Here is a 16,383-nt window from a genome sequence, read left to right on the forward strand (position 1 = left end):
TGTCGCGTGTTTCCGGGCGGTTGCCATCCAGGATTTCCAGCAGAGACGCGATCTTGAGCACAATCGGTGCCGATTTCAGGCCGTAGTCTCTGTTTGCGATTCCGGCGGTACGAGTTTGGGGAGAGAGATTCAGAGCGCGGTGAACTGCTCGCGCTGTTCCGGCCAAATTGCGGAGAAGCGTGTCTTGATCAAATAATCCGTGGTAAGGCCCGCGGGTTGTTCACCCTGAACGATGGCGGCAAGAACATCAGGCGAGAGCATTGCCAGGTTGGCCACATCCTGGACTCGGCGTTTTGAAACGCCTTCGGCTTCTGCGATCTCAGAGAAGGTTTTGCCTGCAACAACCATCGCCAGCCAGCGACGTCCCTTCACGATGTTCTGCACCAGGGTTTGATCGATCTGTGGCGGCGCCTCCCCCAGATGCAGTTTCAGCTCTACACCGCGGCGGCGCATCTGGAATGGAGCCTCAATGGTCAGTGTCGCCAGGTTGATCTGTTCCGATCTGCAACCAAGCATATTGGCGAGACCGTCTTGATCCAGCAGCACTGTCAGTGAGTCCGGCCTCAGGACTACCCGTTCGATCAATGCCAGACATGCGGTCGTTTTGCTCTGATCCGCCAGATTCTCCGCAACCGTGACAATCTCCGCCGCCGAGATATTTTGCGTTATCGAGGATGCCGCATCAGTCCGACCCAAGTGCTGTCGGATCAGTTCCAGAAGCAACCCTTCCACTTGTTCTGCGGGCAGTCGCCAGGCGTCCGGATGCTTCCGACTGCGATCTTTAACCAACCGACGGGAGATGTAGTAGCGCAGGCGCTTGCCGTTCTTTCGGCTGTGGCTGGGCGTCAGGCGATCGCCGGTTTCATCAAAAAGCTTGCCCGCAAGTGGTGATCTGGTTGTTTTTCGTTTGGAACCACGCATGGTGGATGCCCTGCCTTGCAGCAGATCCTGAACCTTTTCCCAGACATCCCGATCAATGATTGCTGGGTGCTGCCCTTCATAGACCTGCTGTTTGTGCCGGATCTGGCCAGCATAGACAGGATTGCTCAGGATGTGTTGGAGATGACCGCGATCAAAGTTCTTTCCGCCAGACACCCGACCACCTGATCGTTCGCGGCGCCGGGACCTGAGATCGAGTTCTTCAGCGCGCTCTTTCACGTCTCGAAGCGTACCGTGTTTCAGATAGAGGTCGTAGAGGGTCCTGATCGTGGTGGCCTCAGACTCGTCGATTTTCAGCGTCCGGCCATCCGCTTCGTACCCGAGCGGAACACTGCCCCCCATCCACATGCCCTTTCGTTTGGACGCGGCGATCTTGTCCCGGATACGCTCGGCGGTGACCTCTCGCTCGAACTGGGCAAAGCTCAGTAGCATGTTCAACGTCAGGCGCCCCATGCTCGTGGCGGTGTTGAAGCTCTGCGTTACCGATACGAAGGATGTCTCAGCCGCATCCAGCCGATCGACCAGCTTGGCGAAGTCGGCCAGCGACCGCGTCAGCCTGTCGATCTTGTAGACCACGATCTGATCGACGCGCTTTTCGTCCACCGCCTGCATCAGCCGCCGAAGTGCCGGCCGATCCAGATGGCCGCCCGAGATCCCGCCATCATCATAGTGATCCGACAGCAGCTCCCAACCTTCGTGTTTCTGGCTGGCAATGTAGGCCTCACAAGATTCTCGTTGGGCATCCAGAGAGTTAAAGTCCTGTTCCAGCCCGTCTTCTGAGCTCTTGCGGGTGTAGATCGCACAACGGACCCTTCGCATCACCGCACTCCAAAGAAGCGTGGTCCAGACCATCGCGCCCCGGTGATGTGTCGGGCAATGGCGGAGAGTGACCGCCAGGTCTTGCCATCCATGACATAGCCGTCGCCTACAACCTCAACCTGGTAGGTGCGCCCGTTCCATTCCCGAACCAGATGCGATCCTGACTTTACGGTACTCAGTGGTGTCTTGCCTGATGCGATCTGTTTCAAAAGGCGTTCAGACTTGGCCGACAACCCGCCCAGCATTCGGATCTGAAGATCCCAGATCAACACCCGCTTCATAAACTGAGGCGAAAGGTATTTCGGCGGAGGACGGCCGAACGCTTCACGCCAGCGATCAAGGCATCCTCTCCGGTCCAGCTGATCGATGTCAGCGATAGCTTGCTCAAGGTCGAATGCATGTTTCGAAACCATGATCTCAACCCTCGCCAGCGATGCGATAGACTGACCCTTTGTCCGTATCGGATCGCTCGATTTCTGTTCCGGCTTTGCGAAGCGCCGAAATCGCAGCCCGCGCCGAATGAGGCTGCCAGCCAAACGTCTTTTGTATCTGCGCAATCGAGGCGCCGGACTTGCGGCTCAGCAGTTTGGCCAGCTGTTCCCGCCGTGTGGGCTTTGCCCGGGCAGCTTTGGCTGCTGCGGTTTTGGGTTTTTGCTTGGTTTCGGTCGTCATCGTTCTCTCCACTCTTCTGACGAAGACCAATCCCTCGCCTTGTACTGAGTGGAGCCCGGTAATCCCGGGCCTCGGCTGGCCTTACAAGTACTGCTTCCGGGCGCGCCGAAGTCCAGACATTTTCGGAAGAACGGGTAGGAAACGATATTCTGACTCAAAAACCTCTCTTGGCCCAATACAAATAAGGTGCCCATTTGCATAAATTGAATTAGCTAAACGCGAAATTCGGACCACAAACGACTCTAGCCGCCAAGCATTGCATACTCCGCAAGGTTAAACGGGGATTGAAAGCCGACGCAGGCAAGCTTGTCATAAACGAAGCGACCAATAACCGTTTTGCGACCAAGCGCTGAGATGCGTCTTTGCCTCCCCCAAACAAGCACACCACGATTACTGGGAACGGTCAATTCTGAACGGTGCTTCTGAGCGACACAAGCGTAGGATTGTAGCATCATGTGAAGTTTTCATCTCACCTTAGTGGAGGAAAGGCTATAGAAATGCGATATCGAGGGTGCAACTCACTGAGTTTTACCTTAGAATCATAGAGGTAACAAAATCAAAGGCTTAGAGTTGGACGGTGATACCTGCATATCTTTCGCAACGGATGTGAGGAAAGTGAAAACAGGAAAAAAACGCAAGCTTTACGTGGTCGATCTGTTTTCCGGAGCAGGTGGATTCACACTTGCTGCTCACAACTCCGGCTGTTCAACCGTTTTTGCTGTGGAGAAAGATCATCACGCAGCCCAAACCTTCCGTGATCGCTTTTCCAAGGGGAGCAGCCCTCGAACGACCCTGTATGAGAGAAGCATTCTTGATACTGATCCAAAGGTGCTCGCGCGGAAACACTTCAAAGCGCAAAGTTGTGACTTGGTCTTGGGCGGTCCACCTTGCCAAGGCTTTTCGACCCACCGGATAAAAAACGCAGGTGTTGATGATCCTCGAAACAAACTAATCTTACGGTACTTTGAATTTGTTGCTGCGTTAAGGCCAACGGCCTTTTTGATGGAAAACGTGCCGGGTATTCTCTGGCCTCGTCATGCACGACATTTGGATGAGTTTGCTGAAGAAGCAAAGAATGCAGGCTACCAGCTTTTTCCTCCGGTTAAGCTTGACGCGCGAGACTACGGCGTGCCTCAACGCCGGCGGAGGGTGTTTTTTCTTGGCGTCAATGAGGGGGTGTCACTCGAAGGGCTGGAATGGCCGCCAGCGCCAACCCATGGCGAAAGCAAGGAAGGTCTTGCACCTTGGGTGCCATGCCGAGAGGCATTTTTACCAGCTCCCCCCGACGATCCAAATGACATTCACATGAACCATAGTGATGCACTCGTTACAGCTTTCAAAAAAACGCCGCCAAACGGAGGTAGCCGTAAAGACTCCGGGCGTGTCTTGAATTGCCACAAAGAACACGACGGCCACAAAGATGTGTATGGACGAATCGATTCAAACTTGCCAGCACCCACGATGACAACTGCGTGCATCAATCCGTCTAAGGGGCGCTTCGTTCACCCCGAGGAGCATCATGGTATTACTGCGCGCCAAGCTGCGCGCATTCAGACGTTTCCCGACGACTTCGTATTTTCAGGTGGGCTGACAGCAGCAGGCATGCAGGTTGGCAACGCAGTGCCAGTGAAGCTGGGTGAAGTTCTAATAGGTCACTTGGCGGCTTGGATCCGCTCGCTGGATTTAGAAAGGATAGACGCGGACATGAGCCTCCTCGAGGACACAAAGAATGATTGAGAAAAGGCCATTTTCTACACGAGCCCGCACGGTCGACCACCTTGGGCGCGAGCAAATCGCGGATGTTCCTACTGCGGTGTCAGAGCTGTGGAAAAACTCATATGACGCCTATGCGACCAAAGCCAACATGCTCATTGAACGGAGAGACCAGATTTCCGTCTCCTTGACAGACAACGGTCATGGAATGACTAAACAGGATATTTTTGAAAAATGGTTGGTCGTAGGAACAGATACAAAACTTGCTAACGATGAAAGCCGGTCCAGGCCGCTGTTTGGGTTAGAATATCGACCCAAACAGGGGCAAAAAGGGATTGGCCGGTTGTCGTCAGCACACCTTGGCCCGTTGATGCTGCTGATTTCCAAGTCTCACGAGTGCGGCACTTTTGTAGCATTGCTGATCGACTGGCGCGTGTTTGAGAACCCGTTTCTCATCCTTTCTGACATCACAACACCAGTAGTTGAGGCATCAAGCATTGATGCGGTTTTTGAAGAGCTGCCTGATTTGGTTTCTGCTGTGAGAGAAAATATCGCGCCCGAAGTGCCGAAAAACGCGACGGATTTTGAAAGTGCACGGGCGGCTCGCATCAGAGAAGCTTGGCGCCTTTTTGATGAGGGCGCGGCGGCGGGCGACTATGGAGAAGCACCTCCGGAGCCGCCGTCGGAGTTAGTCTTGAACACCCTAAGAACAGCAGAACTTTCCAAGAGACAACTGGGGTCTTGGAGCGTTTTGAGTGGGGAAGATGATCATGGAACTGCGCTGATAATTTCGAATGCGAGCGACGAACTTGCAGGTCTGTTTGAAGAAAAACAAGATGATAGACACAATCGTTTCATCCAAACTTTGGCTGGTTTTGTTGATCCGTTTGCCGATAGCGAGCAAACGACGGAGTTGAACAGTGGAAAGCTTCAGTTCGACTATCGTGTTGAAGTTCTTGAAGGCGAACAAAAGAAAATCATTTTGGGATCACAGTTTGAATTCTCGCGACAAAAAACTGATGAGCTTGAGCATATCATTGAAGGAAGCTTTGATGCGAATGGAGTTTTCCATGGGCGCATAAAGGCCTTCGGCCAGTGGATTCAGAATGGCGAGACCGTCTCCATTCCCCCCGGTGACATGAAGATTCCTAAAACACCAAAGTCTAAACTTGGGGCGTTTGACGTCTACTTTGCGACCTACGAACAGCGAAAAACTAACTCAACCCTCGAAGATGGCATCTATTCGTTGTTTGATGATGAGAAATTCGGACCGTTTGCTGGCCCGCGCGTTTATCGCAACGGCCTGCGCGTGATGCCTTACGGACGACCCGACAATGACTTTTTCGAGATCGAGCAACGTCGCAATCGACATGCTGGTCGAGAGTTTTGGAACTCCCAGCGGATGTATGGCAGGATTGCCATTTCTCAAGCCAACAACCCCAATCTGAGAGACAAGGCAGGTCGAGAAGGTTTCATCCTAAACACAGCAACTCGGACTCTCAAAAAACTGGTTGTTGATCTCTTAATGTATGCCGCGAGGGAATATTTCGGCACGGATTCCGAAGTTCGAAAAAATGAGCTCCCGGAAATCCAGCAACGAAACAAGGAAGAGCGAGCAAAGAAAGAGCGAAGAAAGCTCGTAGCGAAGCAAAGGAGGAGCTTCCGTTCGAATTTGAGGAAAATGAACAAAGATCTACCAGATCGCGTTCAAAGTGCGCGTTCGAGGTTCGATAACTTAGATGTGTCTGTAGCTGAGGACATCCCTGTTGCGCAGCAAGCGCTGGAGGACTGCAGAAACCTTTTGGCAGCAGCAAAAGTTCCTGGACGCCCTAACGAACTTGGAAGCCTTGAAGAAGAATACGCGCAATTTCGACAGAAAGTTTCCGAACTTCGGTCACTGGTTGAGGAATTCTCGCTCCAAGTTGAGGAGTGGATTGACAAAATAAACCCTCCCGATCCAGCGGATATCGCTGAAAAACAGCTGCAGCGTTTGCAGGGCAGTCTCCATGCGAGAACAACCAAGTGGAGTAAGCACATCAAGGAGCTTCAAGGCGAGGAAATCACCCGTGTTCAAGAGCTTGTTTCGACACGAAACCGTGTCCTGAATCAGCTTGCTCGACCCTACATCGATCAACTTGTCGAAGAAGAAATTGGTCTGAACGATGTAAGCAAAGCCCTGACAGCCCTCTGGGAGACCGTTGATACGGAAAACCAGGATATTTTCGAGAACTACATTTTTGCACTAGAAAGCCTGAAGGAAAGTATCGACCTTCAAACGATCGCAGTCGTTGGCGAGCAAGAAAACGCAAATCTTAGGTCCGAAGTTGACCGGCTTAATTCCCTTGCACAGCTTGGAATTGCGGTTGAGATTTTGGGACATGAACTCCAGAGTTACGATGACATGATTGGTCGTGGTCTGGACGCTTTGCCACCTGAGTTCCGAAGCGCTCCTGATGCAGGACAACTCATACGAACGGGCTATCATGGATTGACCCAGCAGCTTCAGTTCCTTTCGCCGCTTCAGCTCTCTGGCGAACGCACCCAGCGAAAAATCAGCGGATCTGAAATCTTTGAATACCTCCAAAAATTCTTTTCGCGACAGATCTCAGATCATAAAATAGATTTCATGGCTTCAGATGCTTTCAAAAGATTTTCTCTTTTTGGTCAGCCCTCACGGATTTTTCCAGTTTTCATCAACCTGGTAAACAACAGTCAATACTGGGTTTCGAAAGTTCAATCGGAGCAACGGAAAATCCTTCTCGATGCGAAGGATGAGCGTATCGTCGTTTCGGACAACGGTCCCGGTGTCGATGAGATAGATGAAAAACGTCTATTCTCGCTATTCTTCACGAGAAAAGCATTTGGCGGCCGAGGTATTGGCCTATACCTTTGTAAGGCTAACTTGGCGGCTGCAGGTCATGAGATTTCCTACGCTACAGAAAACGAAATGAAGCTCCTACCCGGAGCAAATTTTGTCCTTAGTTTCAAAACTGCGACCTTTGAGTGAGCTAAAACAATGACAGTCAATTACGCCGACCTCATCCATGAGGCCTTTGTTGCACCCCTCCGGTCCGCCACGATTATTGATGATGAATACCCAACTTGGGAAGACTGGCTTGGCGGACATGCAGCACATGGAACAAATGGCAAGATCACGGACCCCAAAGGAAAACGTCGCTGGGAGAGCTCTGAGAAGATCGTAAAAAGAATTGAGCAACTCCGCGAACGAAGTCTCATCGTTGACATTCATGACGGTGGTTCCGAGAGTGGCCGCATTCAAAACTACCACCACTCTGACCTTGTAATTTTGGACTATCAATTAGATGGGCAGAACGGAGACGGATCCCGATCAATGGAGATCGCAAGGCGGTTGCTCACTGAGAACGACCATTTCAATCTCATCGTTCTGCACACACAGCAAGATGACGATAGGCTGATAACTCCATTTGTAGATTTGCTTACCCGCTTGATGAGGCATCCGGATGCCATAAATCAAAAATTGATTGATCAGGGTGAAGATTTGATAGCTGAGCTTGAACTATCCGAAAGGCTACAATCGGCATTTGGCCCTCAACACTATGCAACCATCAGCGCTTACGGTTGGGCTCATTTTAGAACCGGGCTCGCAGATGGAAACTTGGCCGAAAACCACCCAATCTTTGCCGAATTGACCGAAATTGCAGCTGAGCAAGAATTGACCAAACAGCAGATCGCCCAGCTCACAGCAGCTCTCTGCCATAAGCTAAATCAAAAGTACCGTGACCACTTTGCAGGGAACTCGGCTCCAGGTTTGACGTGGTCGAAGGGAGATAACCTTTGGATTAAAACAAACCGCGGGTTCATTGCCTTTACAAGTAAGAAGTCAAAGACGAACCTCATCGAGGTTCTTCTTGGCGCGCTCTCGAATTGGCAGCCAACTCCGTCCCGGCTAATTTCTGGTAAGATCCGAAACTTGTTACACGCGCAAGGCTCCCAGCTTGAGGATCATTTTCTTCAGCGTGATCATGTTGGTTGGTTGTTCTATCGCTCGCTGGTCGAAGAAGGGAAGCAATCCACGAGCCCTGCCGTCAACTCAGAACTAAGCCGCCAGGTGGAAAGATACACGGACCTTATACGTGACGGAATAACGGAGTTTGGCGCGAAAATTCTTGAGTCCGACGCCCCAGCGGATGGCGGTTGCGATACCAGAAATGGCGGCATGTATAGCTTCTCCGAGGCAGAGAACGATGATGCGCACGATCACTACAATTGCTTCGTTTCATGTAAGCCCCATACTGGATTGCATTTGGCCCCTGGTAAGATCCTCGTGGATGGTGAAGATTATTGGGTTGTCGTGTCTCCGTCGTGTGATCTTGTTCCGGGCCAAAAGAATTCTGGAGGCAAGACTGCAAGCTACATGAAGTTTACAGCAGCCAGACTGCATCCAAAAAAAAATATTGTTGACGTTAGGTCAAGCGCTGAAACGGGAAACTTTATTTTCCTTAAGATGCAGGATGAAAAAGTCAAAGCGTTCTCGATTTATGGGGCAGCGGAAGGCAGTACGGGCGAAAGATATCTGACCCAGCGGGCTTTCCTTGCCGACAACGAGGGCCGATTCCACGACTCGGATGGAAATCTTGAGTTGATTGCTCGTTTTGAGGTCGAGCACTCAGTGAGCAAAATCCTGAATTTTCAACGCGTGGATTTCGTAGTTCATGATCAACAGTTGCGCTATGAATATGCTTTAAACCTTCTTTCAAAGGTAGGAGCACATGCATCCAGAGTTGGTCTTGACTACAGATGTCCCCAAAAACCACCGCAAGAATAAGCTGTTTCAACTGTGGTAGTGCTTCTCTACCCTCAAGGCTAGTCAAAGTGTATTTCTTGCGAGCAACTTTATTGCGCCTGAGCATCTTTAGTCGGCCACCTTCACCCATTGTGTGAGACACAACCAACGCGCTAGTGTCTATGGTAATCCCCCCATTTTTGATGGGGTTCAAAAAGTAGAATCTATGCTGCTTTCAGTTTCTGGATTGGTGTCATCCCTCCTATACCCATGTTCGGGCGTTCGTTGTTGTAAGTCCAGAGCCAGCGTGTCGCGTGATCCTGGACGTCTTCGATGCTTTCGAAGTGATACCGGCCCAGCCACTCTGTCCTGACGGTGCGGTTGCGGGGCCCATAAATGAGGAGGGGAGATTATCGGAACCCCCAGGGCGAAAGCACGGTGTTTTTCGAACGAGCAACGTAAAAATTGAACCTAGCTAAATGAGTTTGGAGTTGGTTGAGAAACTTTTTGAATGCAAAGATTCGGTGCTAGCTTCCGGGTGCTCAAGGTCTCAGCAGTCACCAAGGTATCGTCTTCCAGAACCCAGCTGACCTGCCGCGCCAGGGTTCTCCTCAACAACGGTGACCAGAGCCGACTGACGATCAAAGTGAAGGGGAGCGGTTCTTCGAGTTCCGGTCGGGGTAACACCACTACCGCAACCACTGTCCCACAGACCGACAAGCGCGGCGATGGTGCAGCTACTATGGACTACTTGAAGGACTGACCAGCGCGAAATTGTTTCGGAAGGCCCCATATGGGCGACGTTGTTTGCGCGGAAACTGAATTTCCGCTTTCGGAAATCTGCGCTGCAGCAATGATGATCGCGCTAAACGGCAGCTTTGGGTCGGCTGCGACTATGTCACAGCATCTCCCGCTCCGCATTTCGATAAAGCCCCGCCAACGCCTGATGCCTCACCCGAAACTGGTTCCGCCGCTTGAGTGCTGGCTTGGCGGACGTTGCCCCTTCGAGTTTCAGCGCGGGATCGTAAAAAACAACACCATCTGAAACCGCCCTAAGAAACAAAAAGAAATCCGTTCCCTCGCACATCTCGATGCGCCCCCCATACATATATTCAAACGGAGGTCCCTGCCGGATCGATGGCACATAACAAGCCCGTGCGTGCTTCCTGTTCCAGTGTGAAATCAGCCCCTCAAATGCCCAGGTCGCCGCTCGGGTTCCTTCAACATCGATGAGGTGAATGCCACCATCCATATCCGTAATCTTGCCTGTGGTGGCATCATAGCCGCTAAGCGTCAGGTTCAGTCCGGTCAGCCCGTTCGCCTCTTTGCCGATCGCGTATGCGCCGCCGAAATTGATCCGGCCGACTTTGCCGGACTGATCCGGGTACCCGAAGCGGCGCACAAACGCTTCAGGTCCGGCATCCCGATAATATCCGGAAGTCGGTTCCGGGGTCATTAAAGTGACCACGCTCTTGGGGGCAAACCTGACGAAATCACGGACGCCGTACTGCTTGATCTCCCACCCAAGATAATCTGGGTCGGCATTGCCATTTGGAGTGATGCCAAGTTCGGCCTCAAGCGTGTATCCGCCCCCGTTTTGGGCCTGATAGGGTTGCGGTCCATGAGATCCCAGCTTTTTGGAGGCAATCCAGCCTTCCAGATGGATTTCCCTCAGCCGGTTGATCAGAGCTGTTCGCGTGTCAGGCACACCGGTTCGAAGCCCGGTCAGGTTCAGAAATACACCAGTGGTTTCGAGGGGCTCTGCTGCATCAAGGGCGGAGACCGCGGGATCGGACCAGCCCGCGGCAGCGCCAAGCACACGTCCATCCGGACATGCCCCAAGGAAGAGGACACGACCCGGATCTCTTGACCGCATCAGATCTGAGGGAGACCGCTCAGCGCCCTTGAGGAACCCGGAGATGCGAACTTCGGGATACTTAGGATATAATATTAGCTGAACGTCTGGCGCCGGGGACAGACCTTCCGCGTCCAGCCAGAAAAATCGCACCGGTGCTTTTGCCCGATCCCGCACGCTGCCAGCCTTTGAAGAACTGTCAGTTTCAATGGGGCCATGCGGAATGGTGTTTAGCGCCTCGAAACCGCCGCCAAGATAAATCTGGTTTTTAGAATTGTCGTTTGGCGCAAGCCGCTTGGCATAGAATGCCGTTGCGCCCGACGCAGCCATTCTGTCCAGCAATAATAACAGATCGTCAGACAGTTTCCTGACCCCGGAATGAAGTTTCTTTCCGGTCAGAGGACAACCATGTGGCGATGCTGTCAATGACCTCATCCCCTGGCAGCCTCTCAGGGCCCTTCAGTGCGCACTCCCAAACTGTCGCAACACGCCACCCAGCCGCAAAAAGCATCTCTGCCGATCGCGCATCCCGACGTCGGTTGCCCTCGATCTTTTCACGCCAGAATTCTTCCCGGGTTTTGGGCCATTTGAAGAGTGCACAGTCATGCCCGTGCCAGAAGCACCCGTTCACAAAAACCACCGCAGCAAACCTTGGAAAGACGAGATCAGGTCTGCCGGGTAATTTCCGGTCGTGCAGCCGGAAACGGAAACCGCGGGCATGTAGCCCGCGGCGTATTATCAATTCAGGCTTTGTGTCAGCGCCTCTGATGGCAGCCATGTTACGGCTGCGGGTCGCCTTATCATGTACATCAGCCAACTTTGCGTGAAGCCTCCACCTGCTTCTCCAGCAGCGACAGGATATGCGGTCGCATGATCCTTGCAACCTCCGCAAACACCGGCACAGCGACCGAATTCCCGAACTGCTTGTAGGCCTGGGTGTCAGAGACCGGGATCCGGAAGTCCTCACTGTATCCCATCAAACGAGCACATTCCCGGGGCGTCAGACGCCTGGGATTGTTACCTTCGCCGCGACTGACAAGGATCTCGGAACCGTCTTTATAGTATCGGGCCGAAAGCGTCCGTGAAATGCTGTCGCCGTCCACCAAACCAAAGCCAAACCCGTTTCCGGCGGCTTTGTGTTTTGCTGCATAGCCCTGAAGATAGGCCCAAAGTTTGTCCGTCAGCGTGTACTTATCGCTGACAGCCGCATCGGGACCAACGGTGAAATGACCTTCGACCTCTTCGGTACCGTTTTCCGGGTGGAAGATATCCCGCATGCGTTTGTGACCCCGGGGCGGAATGATCAGATCTTCGAAACTGAAGGGAACGTCAGTTCGGAACCCAACCATCACAATGCGCTGCCGGTGCTGCGGCACAAAATGCGCGGCATCAATGATCTGCGTATGCAGCGTGTAACCCAGTTCTTCGGTCAGTTTGCGCCGCATAACTTCAAAGGTTTTGCCCTTGTCGTGGCTTTTCAGGTTCTTGACGTTCTCAAGGAGAAAGGCAGCCGGGCGATGGTGCTTCAGAACCCGCAATACATCAAAGAACAGGGTTCCCTGTGTCTCATCGTCAAATCCGTGCGCACGGCCCAGAGCATTTTTTTTAGAGACCCCGGCGATTGAAAACGGCTGGCACGGAAACCCGGCCACGAGAACGTCATGATCCGGGATGGCGGCAGCATCGACCTCGCGGATATCCCCCGCGATCGGCCTGTTGTCGGCAAAGTTTGCCAGATAGGTCTGTTGCGCATACTTGTCCCATTCGGATGTGAACACACAGCGCCCGCCTGCACCTTCCATGGCTTTGCGCAGACCGCCGATACCGGCAAAGAGATCAATGAAACTGAAATCACCAGCACCCGGAACCGGGCGACGGGCTTCAATTTCAAGTTCCAGCAGGCGGGTGACGCCAGCACGGGGCTTTTCTTCGCCCCGGATCCAGCGGTAGATATGACCTTCTGAATAATCGAGGTGTTTTGCCGCTTCCGGCACCGAGTAACCTGCCTTTTTCAGAAGAATCTCAAAGTCTGTCATTGCCGCTCTCACCCTAGGTATTTTTCTGACACTATGGCAGCGCCCTGCCCACCAGACAAGAACAAAATGCGGACATCTGGTGTATATTTGGTTAAGAGATACCCTATCCAGGTCCTGATAGTTCCGTTTCTCTTATAGGTCGAACTGTGAACCCGGTCTTTTTCACAGGGAATCTCTTGCCGGGACGTTTGAAGGGCGGCTGACAGGCCCGCTGGCCGCCGCCCTTCTGGTTTTCGACCCATACCTTCCCGATTGCAAACGGCCCTACAGCGGCAACGCGAGCGACTGTGGGGCCAGAGCAGTTTGCACCACCGGGCGACGGATTAATCGCCGAAACACTTCTTCAGACCATCCGTCTTAACGCCCATTTTTTCCAACCGCGCGATAATATCGTCATGGCGTTGACGGTCATTCTTATCTTTAGCGTCCACAGCAGGCTGAATTTCCAGCATGATGTTGATTGCTTTGATCAGGGACGGAACATGGCCTTTAAGACCCTTTTTGCAAAGCGCCAGGTAGGACGCTTCAAACCCGTCGAGTGACACAGTTTTTCCCTGCGGTGTCCGGGCGCTGACGGGCTCGGACAGGATCGCTGCGGCATCATTGATCATATCAGATCTGGTTTTCGGGCGCCCCTTTGGATTGCCCGACTGACCCTTTTGCCACTGACAGGATTTTGGCGGCTTACCAAAGCCGGTTTTGTAGTCGTCAGCCATTGCCGCCTCCATCGTTTTTGACTGTCACGCCCATCCGACTGAGCGCATCAAGCACGCGCCGTTTTTTCTCTTCCGGGTCGACGTGTTCAGTCCGATTTACCCCGGCTTCGTCCAGAATCCGCCGCTGCAGGCTCATCGCGCGCTGGTCACCCGACAGGGCCTGCTCCTTCAGTTTGCGGATCAGGGCCTCGCGTATCGACATTTGCCGATCCGCGCCTTTCACGGGAATTCTGCGTTTCAGCACCCGCTGCAACAGCGTGTAGATGTCATCCTTCTTTTTGGCCGCCCTTTCGGGTTGCCGGATTTACCTTTTTTGAAACGCGCGTGTTCCGGCGGGCACATGTAGCCCACCGGGGATTTGTCATTTTGATCGCTCATTCTGCTGCCTCCACTGCAGGCGCTGCGGCTTCATCTGCACGCCGCACAGCGACGCTGGCAAAGCTCTCGCCGGTTTCCGCCAAGACCGCTTCATGGCCCGTCAGAGCCGCGTAGCGGCGGCAGATCACGTCGCAATAGATCGGATCAAGTTCGACAAGCCGGGAAACACGACCACAGCGTTCGGCAGCGATCAGCGTTGTGCCGGAACCGCCAAAGCCATCCAGTACGATATCACCGCGCCGGGTCACATCTTTGATGGCATCCGTTACCAGCGCTACAGGCTTCACTGTCGGATGCAGTTCCAGATCCTTCTGGTTTGCACCAAAGCTGTTCACGCCAGGATATTCCCAGACATTGGTGCGATATCGACCGGTATCGCCAAGACCAAAAGTATTGGTGTGCGCGGCGGTTCCGAATTTGTAAGCAAAGATCAGTTCGTGCTGTGAGCGATAGAATGTGCCCATGCCGCCATTGGTCTTTTTCCAGACAATAAGGTTTTTCAGCTCGGAATAGATTTTGCGCCCGGCAATTTGCAGCTCTTCGATGTGCCGCCAGTCCATACAGACAAAGTGAATGGCACCATCCAGGCTGACATCGCTCATGCCTGAAAGTGCATTTGCCAGAAACCGCGTGAAGCCCGCCTGATCCATTTCACCTGACGCCATCGCAAATTCCCGGTGTTGAATAGCGCCGGAGCCACAGACATGACCGCTGATTTTTACATTGTATGGCGGATCGGTGAACACCATGCGGGCGCCATCACCCTGCATCAGTGCCGCGTAGGTCTCAGGCAGCTGCGCATCGCCGCAGATCAGACGATGATCGCCCAGAAACCAGACATCGCCAGGCTGCGTCACTGGCGCATCAGGCAGAGCCTCGGGCAAAATGTCATCCGGTTCTTCACCTTCACCGATATCGCCATCGAGCAGCAAATCCAGTTCGGCTGTTTCAAAGCCGGTGATTTCCAGACCGAAGTCCAGCTCCATGTCAGCAAGGGATTGCAGCTCAATCGTGAGAATGTCGCGATCCCAGCCTGCGAGTTCAGCAAGGCGATTGTCGGCAATGACATAGGCGCGCCGCTCAGCATCAGACAAATGCGCAAGTTCAATCGTCGGAACTTCGCGCAGGCCCAGCTGCTTTGCCGCGGCAACCCGGCCATGGCCGGCGAGAACGATGCCATCGGGCCCGGTCAGAACAGGGTTCAGAAAACCAAAGGTTCTGATGGAAGCAGCAATCTGCGCAATCTGTTTGTCAGAATGCGTCCGCGCGTTGCCATCATAGGCAATCAGTTTTCGAGGATCGCGATTTACGATTTTCAACCGGGTTTCAGCCGGAAGGGTCGGAGCCGGAGCTCCATTGGAGATTATAGACATAGGGATTACCCCACAACTTGTGCGCCTACCGGGTCTTCCGGAACCGACGCTGGCCGCGCCCCTGTCTGGGAAGCGCAGCCGGTTTCAAGGAATGTGAAGGCCGAGCCTCAATGGCTCTTTGCGAAGGGCCGGATTGCTCCGGCACAAGATTGGCAGGCCCTCCCACCGATCACTTCGCTTTGTTCGGTAAAACAACACAAGCTGTGCAGCTTTACGAGTTACGCCAACCGACGTGCCTTTGGGTAATACATATTTCCGCGGGCATCGCAGAATCCGCCATCAATTTTGAACTCAGTGTTCAGGCGCAACTCTGCCAGGCTGCGAAGATCGATTTCAAGAGTCTCTGGCAGCCAGTTTCCAAACCTTGCAAGGCGGATCAATCCGATGCTCAAAAGACGCCGCTCCTGCTCAGTCATATACTGGAGCGGAATTGTTGGAATCGTCGATAGCTTGAGTTTCCTGGCTGCTTTAACACGTCCTTGTCCGCTGAAAATCGAGTCTTCGCCGTTCGTAACCACGGGTAAGGAAAATCCAGCATTGCGGATCGTTTCGACGATCGTCTGGATTTGCTCGTCACTATGGCACGGCATGAAGGCACAGCCATAGTCCACGAGTTCATGGGGAGAAACGTGGATCAATTTCCACCGGCTTGTTGCCGGTAGTTCCAGAGCCTTTGGCTCAGTCTTCAATGTGGGCATTTGGAATCCTCCTATACGCACCACGCCCCCGGACCGTTCCGGTGACTTCAAAACTCAGGCGCGACATTGAAAATGTCGCAATATCTGTTGTTTCCGTTGATGCGTAAGCAGATCCGAAGAAGCTTACGTGGATGCCAGGCCGTCGACCCGACACGTGCAACAGCCAGAAGCTGTTGACGTTACGTTTGCGGCTACCCAGTCAGATGCCCGGCGCCAGCCTTAATCACCTGCATTGAGCCTGAGCTCTAAAGCAAGAACTTTTTTTGGTAGAACAGCCAAAAATATATATGGCTTATACAAAAAGTGACATTTTACCAAGTTTTACCAAGCGTCAGTGCCCGAGAAACTGATCATTTGAGGTGCTTTTGATAGAAGTCGAAACACCGGTGATTCTATTCATATTCAGGGCCCCGGGTCCG

Annotated in this window: 14 protein-coding genes and 2 pseudogenes; 3 read left to right on the forward strand and 13 right to left on the reverse strand. The window is 53.0% G+C overall.

Translation table 11 applies throughout. The annotated features are described in order from the left end of the window. Positions 1–129: 129 nt before the first annotated feature. Genes MN188_RS15550 through MN188_RS15560 form a run of 3 tightly spaced genes read right to left on the reverse strand, consistent with a single transcriptional unit; the run spans position 130 to position 2,430 of the window. Complete coding sequence (locus tag MN188_RS15550; RefSeq protein ID WP_242110171.1) at positions 130–1,791, reverse strand: recombinase family protein; 1,662 nt, start codon at positions 1,789–1,791, stop codon at positions 130–132. Continuing rightward, entirely contained in the window at positions 1,758–2,171 is a 414-nt protein-coding gene (locus MN188_RS15555) for a DUF2924 domain-containing protein (protein WP_242110172.1), read from the reverse strand. The genes MN188_RS15550 and MN188_RS15555 overlap by 34 nt, the downstream gene beginning before the upstream one ends. 4 nt (positions 2,172–2,175) lie before the next feature. Continuing rightward, positions 2,176–2,430 carry a DUF3489 domain-containing protein gene (locus tag MN188_RS15560; RefSeq protein WP_242110173.1) on the reverse strand — a complete coding sequence of 85 codons (255 nt, stop codon included), beginning with the start codon at positions 2,428–2,430 and terminating at the stop codon, positions 2,176–2,178. Between the two features lie 606 nt (positions 2,431–3,036). Between MN188_RS15560 and MN188_RS15565 the strand changes: the two genes are divergently transcribed. The 3 genes from MN188_RS15565 to MN188_RS15575 are packed head-to-tail and all read left to right on the forward strand — an operon-like array spanning position 3,037 to position 8,950. Then, positions 3,037–4,167 (forward strand): DNA cytosine methyltransferase, encoded by a 1,131-nt coding sequence (locus MN188_RS15565; protein ID WP_242110174.1) that lies wholly within the window; start codon positions 3,037–3,039, stop codon positions 4,165–4,167. Continuing rightward, positions 4,160–7,150: an ATP-binding protein gene (locus tag MN188_RS15570; RefSeq protein ID WP_242110175.1), complete on the forward strand. Its 2,991-nt coding sequence runs from the start codon at positions 4,160–4,162 to the stop codon at positions 7,148–7,150. The genes MN188_RS15565 and MN188_RS15570 overlap by 8 nt, the downstream gene beginning before the upstream one ends. 9 nt (positions 7,151–7,159) lie before the next feature. After that, on the forward strand, positions 7,160–8,950 hold the full coding sequence (locus MN188_RS15575) for a response regulator receiver domain (protein WP_242110176.1): 1,791 nt from the start codon (positions 7,160–7,162) through the stop codon (positions 8,948–8,950). Positions 8,951–9,132: 182 nt separating this feature from the next. Here MN188_RS15575 and MN188_RS15580 read toward each other — a convergent pair. The 10 genes and pseudogenes from MN188_RS15580 to MN188_RS15620 form a co-directional block, all read right to left on the reverse strand. After that, positions 9,133–9,291 (reverse strand): annotated as a pseudogene (locus MN188_RS15580) (integrase core domain-containing protein); the annotation flags it as partial. 515 nt (positions 9,292–9,806) lie between these two features. Further along, positions 9,807–11,198 (reverse strand): MvaI/BcnI family restriction endonuclease, encoded by a 1,392-nt coding sequence (locus MN188_RS15585; protein ID WP_242110177.1) that lies wholly within the window; start codon positions 11,196–11,198, stop codon positions 9,807–9,809. Next, a complete protein-coding gene (locus MN188_RS15590; protein WP_242110237.1) occupies positions 11,119–11,541 on the reverse strand; it encodes a very short patch repair endonuclease in 423 nt (140 codons plus the stop codon). The genes MN188_RS15585 and MN188_RS15590 overlap by 80 nt, the downstream gene beginning before the upstream one ends. 31 nt (positions 11,542–11,572) lie before the next feature. Next, on the reverse strand, positions 11,573–12,799 hold the full coding sequence (gene dcm / locus MN188_RS15595) for a DNA (cytosine-5-)-methyltransferase (protein WP_242110178.1): 1,227 nt from the start codon (positions 12,797–12,799) through the stop codon (positions 11,573–11,575). Between the two features lie 323 nt (positions 12,800–13,122). Continuing rightward, positions 13,123–13,515, reverse strand: a complete 393-nt coding sequence (locus MN188_RS15600; protein WP_242110179.1) for a DUF5681 domain-containing protein — start codon at positions 13,513–13,515, stop codon at positions 13,123–13,125. Continuing rightward, on the reverse strand, positions 13,508–13,759 hold the full coding sequence (locus tag MN188_RS15605; RefSeq protein WP_353890421.1) for a hypothetical protein: 252 nt from the start codon (positions 13,757–13,759) through the stop codon (positions 13,508–13,510). Before MN188_RS15605 ends, MN188_RS15600 begins: the two co-directional genes overlap by 8 nt. After that, entirely contained in the window at positions 13,753–13,893 is a 141-nt protein-coding gene (locus MN188_RS17750; protein ID WP_353890420.1) for a DUF5681 domain-containing protein, read from the reverse strand. The genes MN188_RS15605 and MN188_RS17750 overlap by 7 nt, the downstream gene beginning before the upstream one ends. After that, positions 13,890–14,879, reverse strand: a complete 990-nt coding sequence (locus MN188_RS15610) for a DNA-methyltransferase (protein WP_242110239.1) — start codon at positions 14,877–14,879, stop codon at positions 13,890–13,892. The genes MN188_RS17750 and MN188_RS15610 overlap by 4 nt, the downstream gene beginning before the upstream one ends. Positions 14,880–15,011: 132 nt before the next feature. Then, a pseudogene (locus tag MN188_RS15615) lies at positions 15,012–15,266 on the reverse strand (ParB/Srx family N-terminal domain-containing protein); the annotation flags it as partial. 218 nt (positions 15,267–15,484) lie between these two features. Further along, a complete protein-coding gene (locus MN188_RS15620; protein WP_242110180.1) occupies positions 15,485–15,964 on the reverse strand; it encodes a ParB N-terminal domain-containing protein in 480 nt (159 codons plus the stop codon). Positions 15,965–16,383 lie beyond the last annotated feature (419 nt).

Origin of the sequence: Aliiroseovarius subalbicans (genome assembly GCF_022678625.1) — a bacterium.
GTDB lineage: Bacteria > Pseudomonadota > Alphaproteobacteria > Rhodobacterales > Rhodobacteraceae > Aliiroseovarius_A > Aliiroseovarius_A subalbicans.

Bases quoted from the DNA above. Each gene is read 5' to 3' on its own strand.
- MN188_RS15600 (WP_242110179.1), bottom strand. From the start codon at position 13,515: ATGGCTGACGACTACAAAACCGGCTTTGGTAAGCCGCCAAAATCCTGT.
- dcm (WP_242110178.1), bottom strand. From the start codon at position 12,799: ATGACAGACTTTGAGATTCTTCTGAAAAAGGCAGGTTACTCGGTGCCG.
- MN188_RS15590 (WP_242110237.1), bottom strand. From the start codon at position 11,541: ATGGCTGCCATCAGAGGCGCTGACACAAAGCCTGAATTGATAATACGC.
- MN188_RS15620 (WP_242110180.1), bottom strand. From the start codon at position 15,964: ATGCCCACATTGAAGACTGAGCCAAAGGCTCTGGAACTACCGGCAACA.
- MN188_RS15575 (WP_242110176.1), top strand. From the start codon at position 7,160: ATGACAGTCAATTACGCCGACCTCATCCATGAGGCCTTTGTTGCACCC.
- MN188_RS15555 (WP_242110172.1), bottom strand. From the start codon at position 2,171: ATGGTTTCGAAACATGCATTCGACCTTGAGCAAGCTATCGCTGACATC.
- MN188_RS15550 (WP_242110171.1), bottom strand. From the start codon at position 1,791: ATGGTCTGGACCACGCTTCTTTGGAGTGCGGTGATGCGAAGGGTCCGT.
- MN188_RS17750 (WP_353890420.1), bottom strand. From the start codon at position 13,893: ATGAGCGATCAAAATGACAAATCCCCGGTGGGCTACATGTGCCCGCCG.
- MN188_RS15610 (WP_242110239.1), bottom strand. From the start codon at position 14,879: ATGGAGCTGGACTTCGGTCTGGAAATCACCGGCTTTGAAACAGCCGAA.
- MN188_RS15560 (WP_242110173.1), bottom strand. From the start codon at position 2,430: ATGACGACCGAAACCAAGCAAAAACCCAAAACCGCAGCAGCCAAAGCT.
- MN188_RS15585 (WP_242110177.1), bottom strand. From the start codon at position 11,198: ATGAGGTCATTGACAGCATCGCCACATGGTTGTCCTCTGACCGGAAAG.
- MN188_RS15570 (WP_242110175.1), top strand. From the start codon at position 4,160: ATGATTGAGAAAAGGCCATTTTCTACACGAGCCCGCACGGTCGACCAC.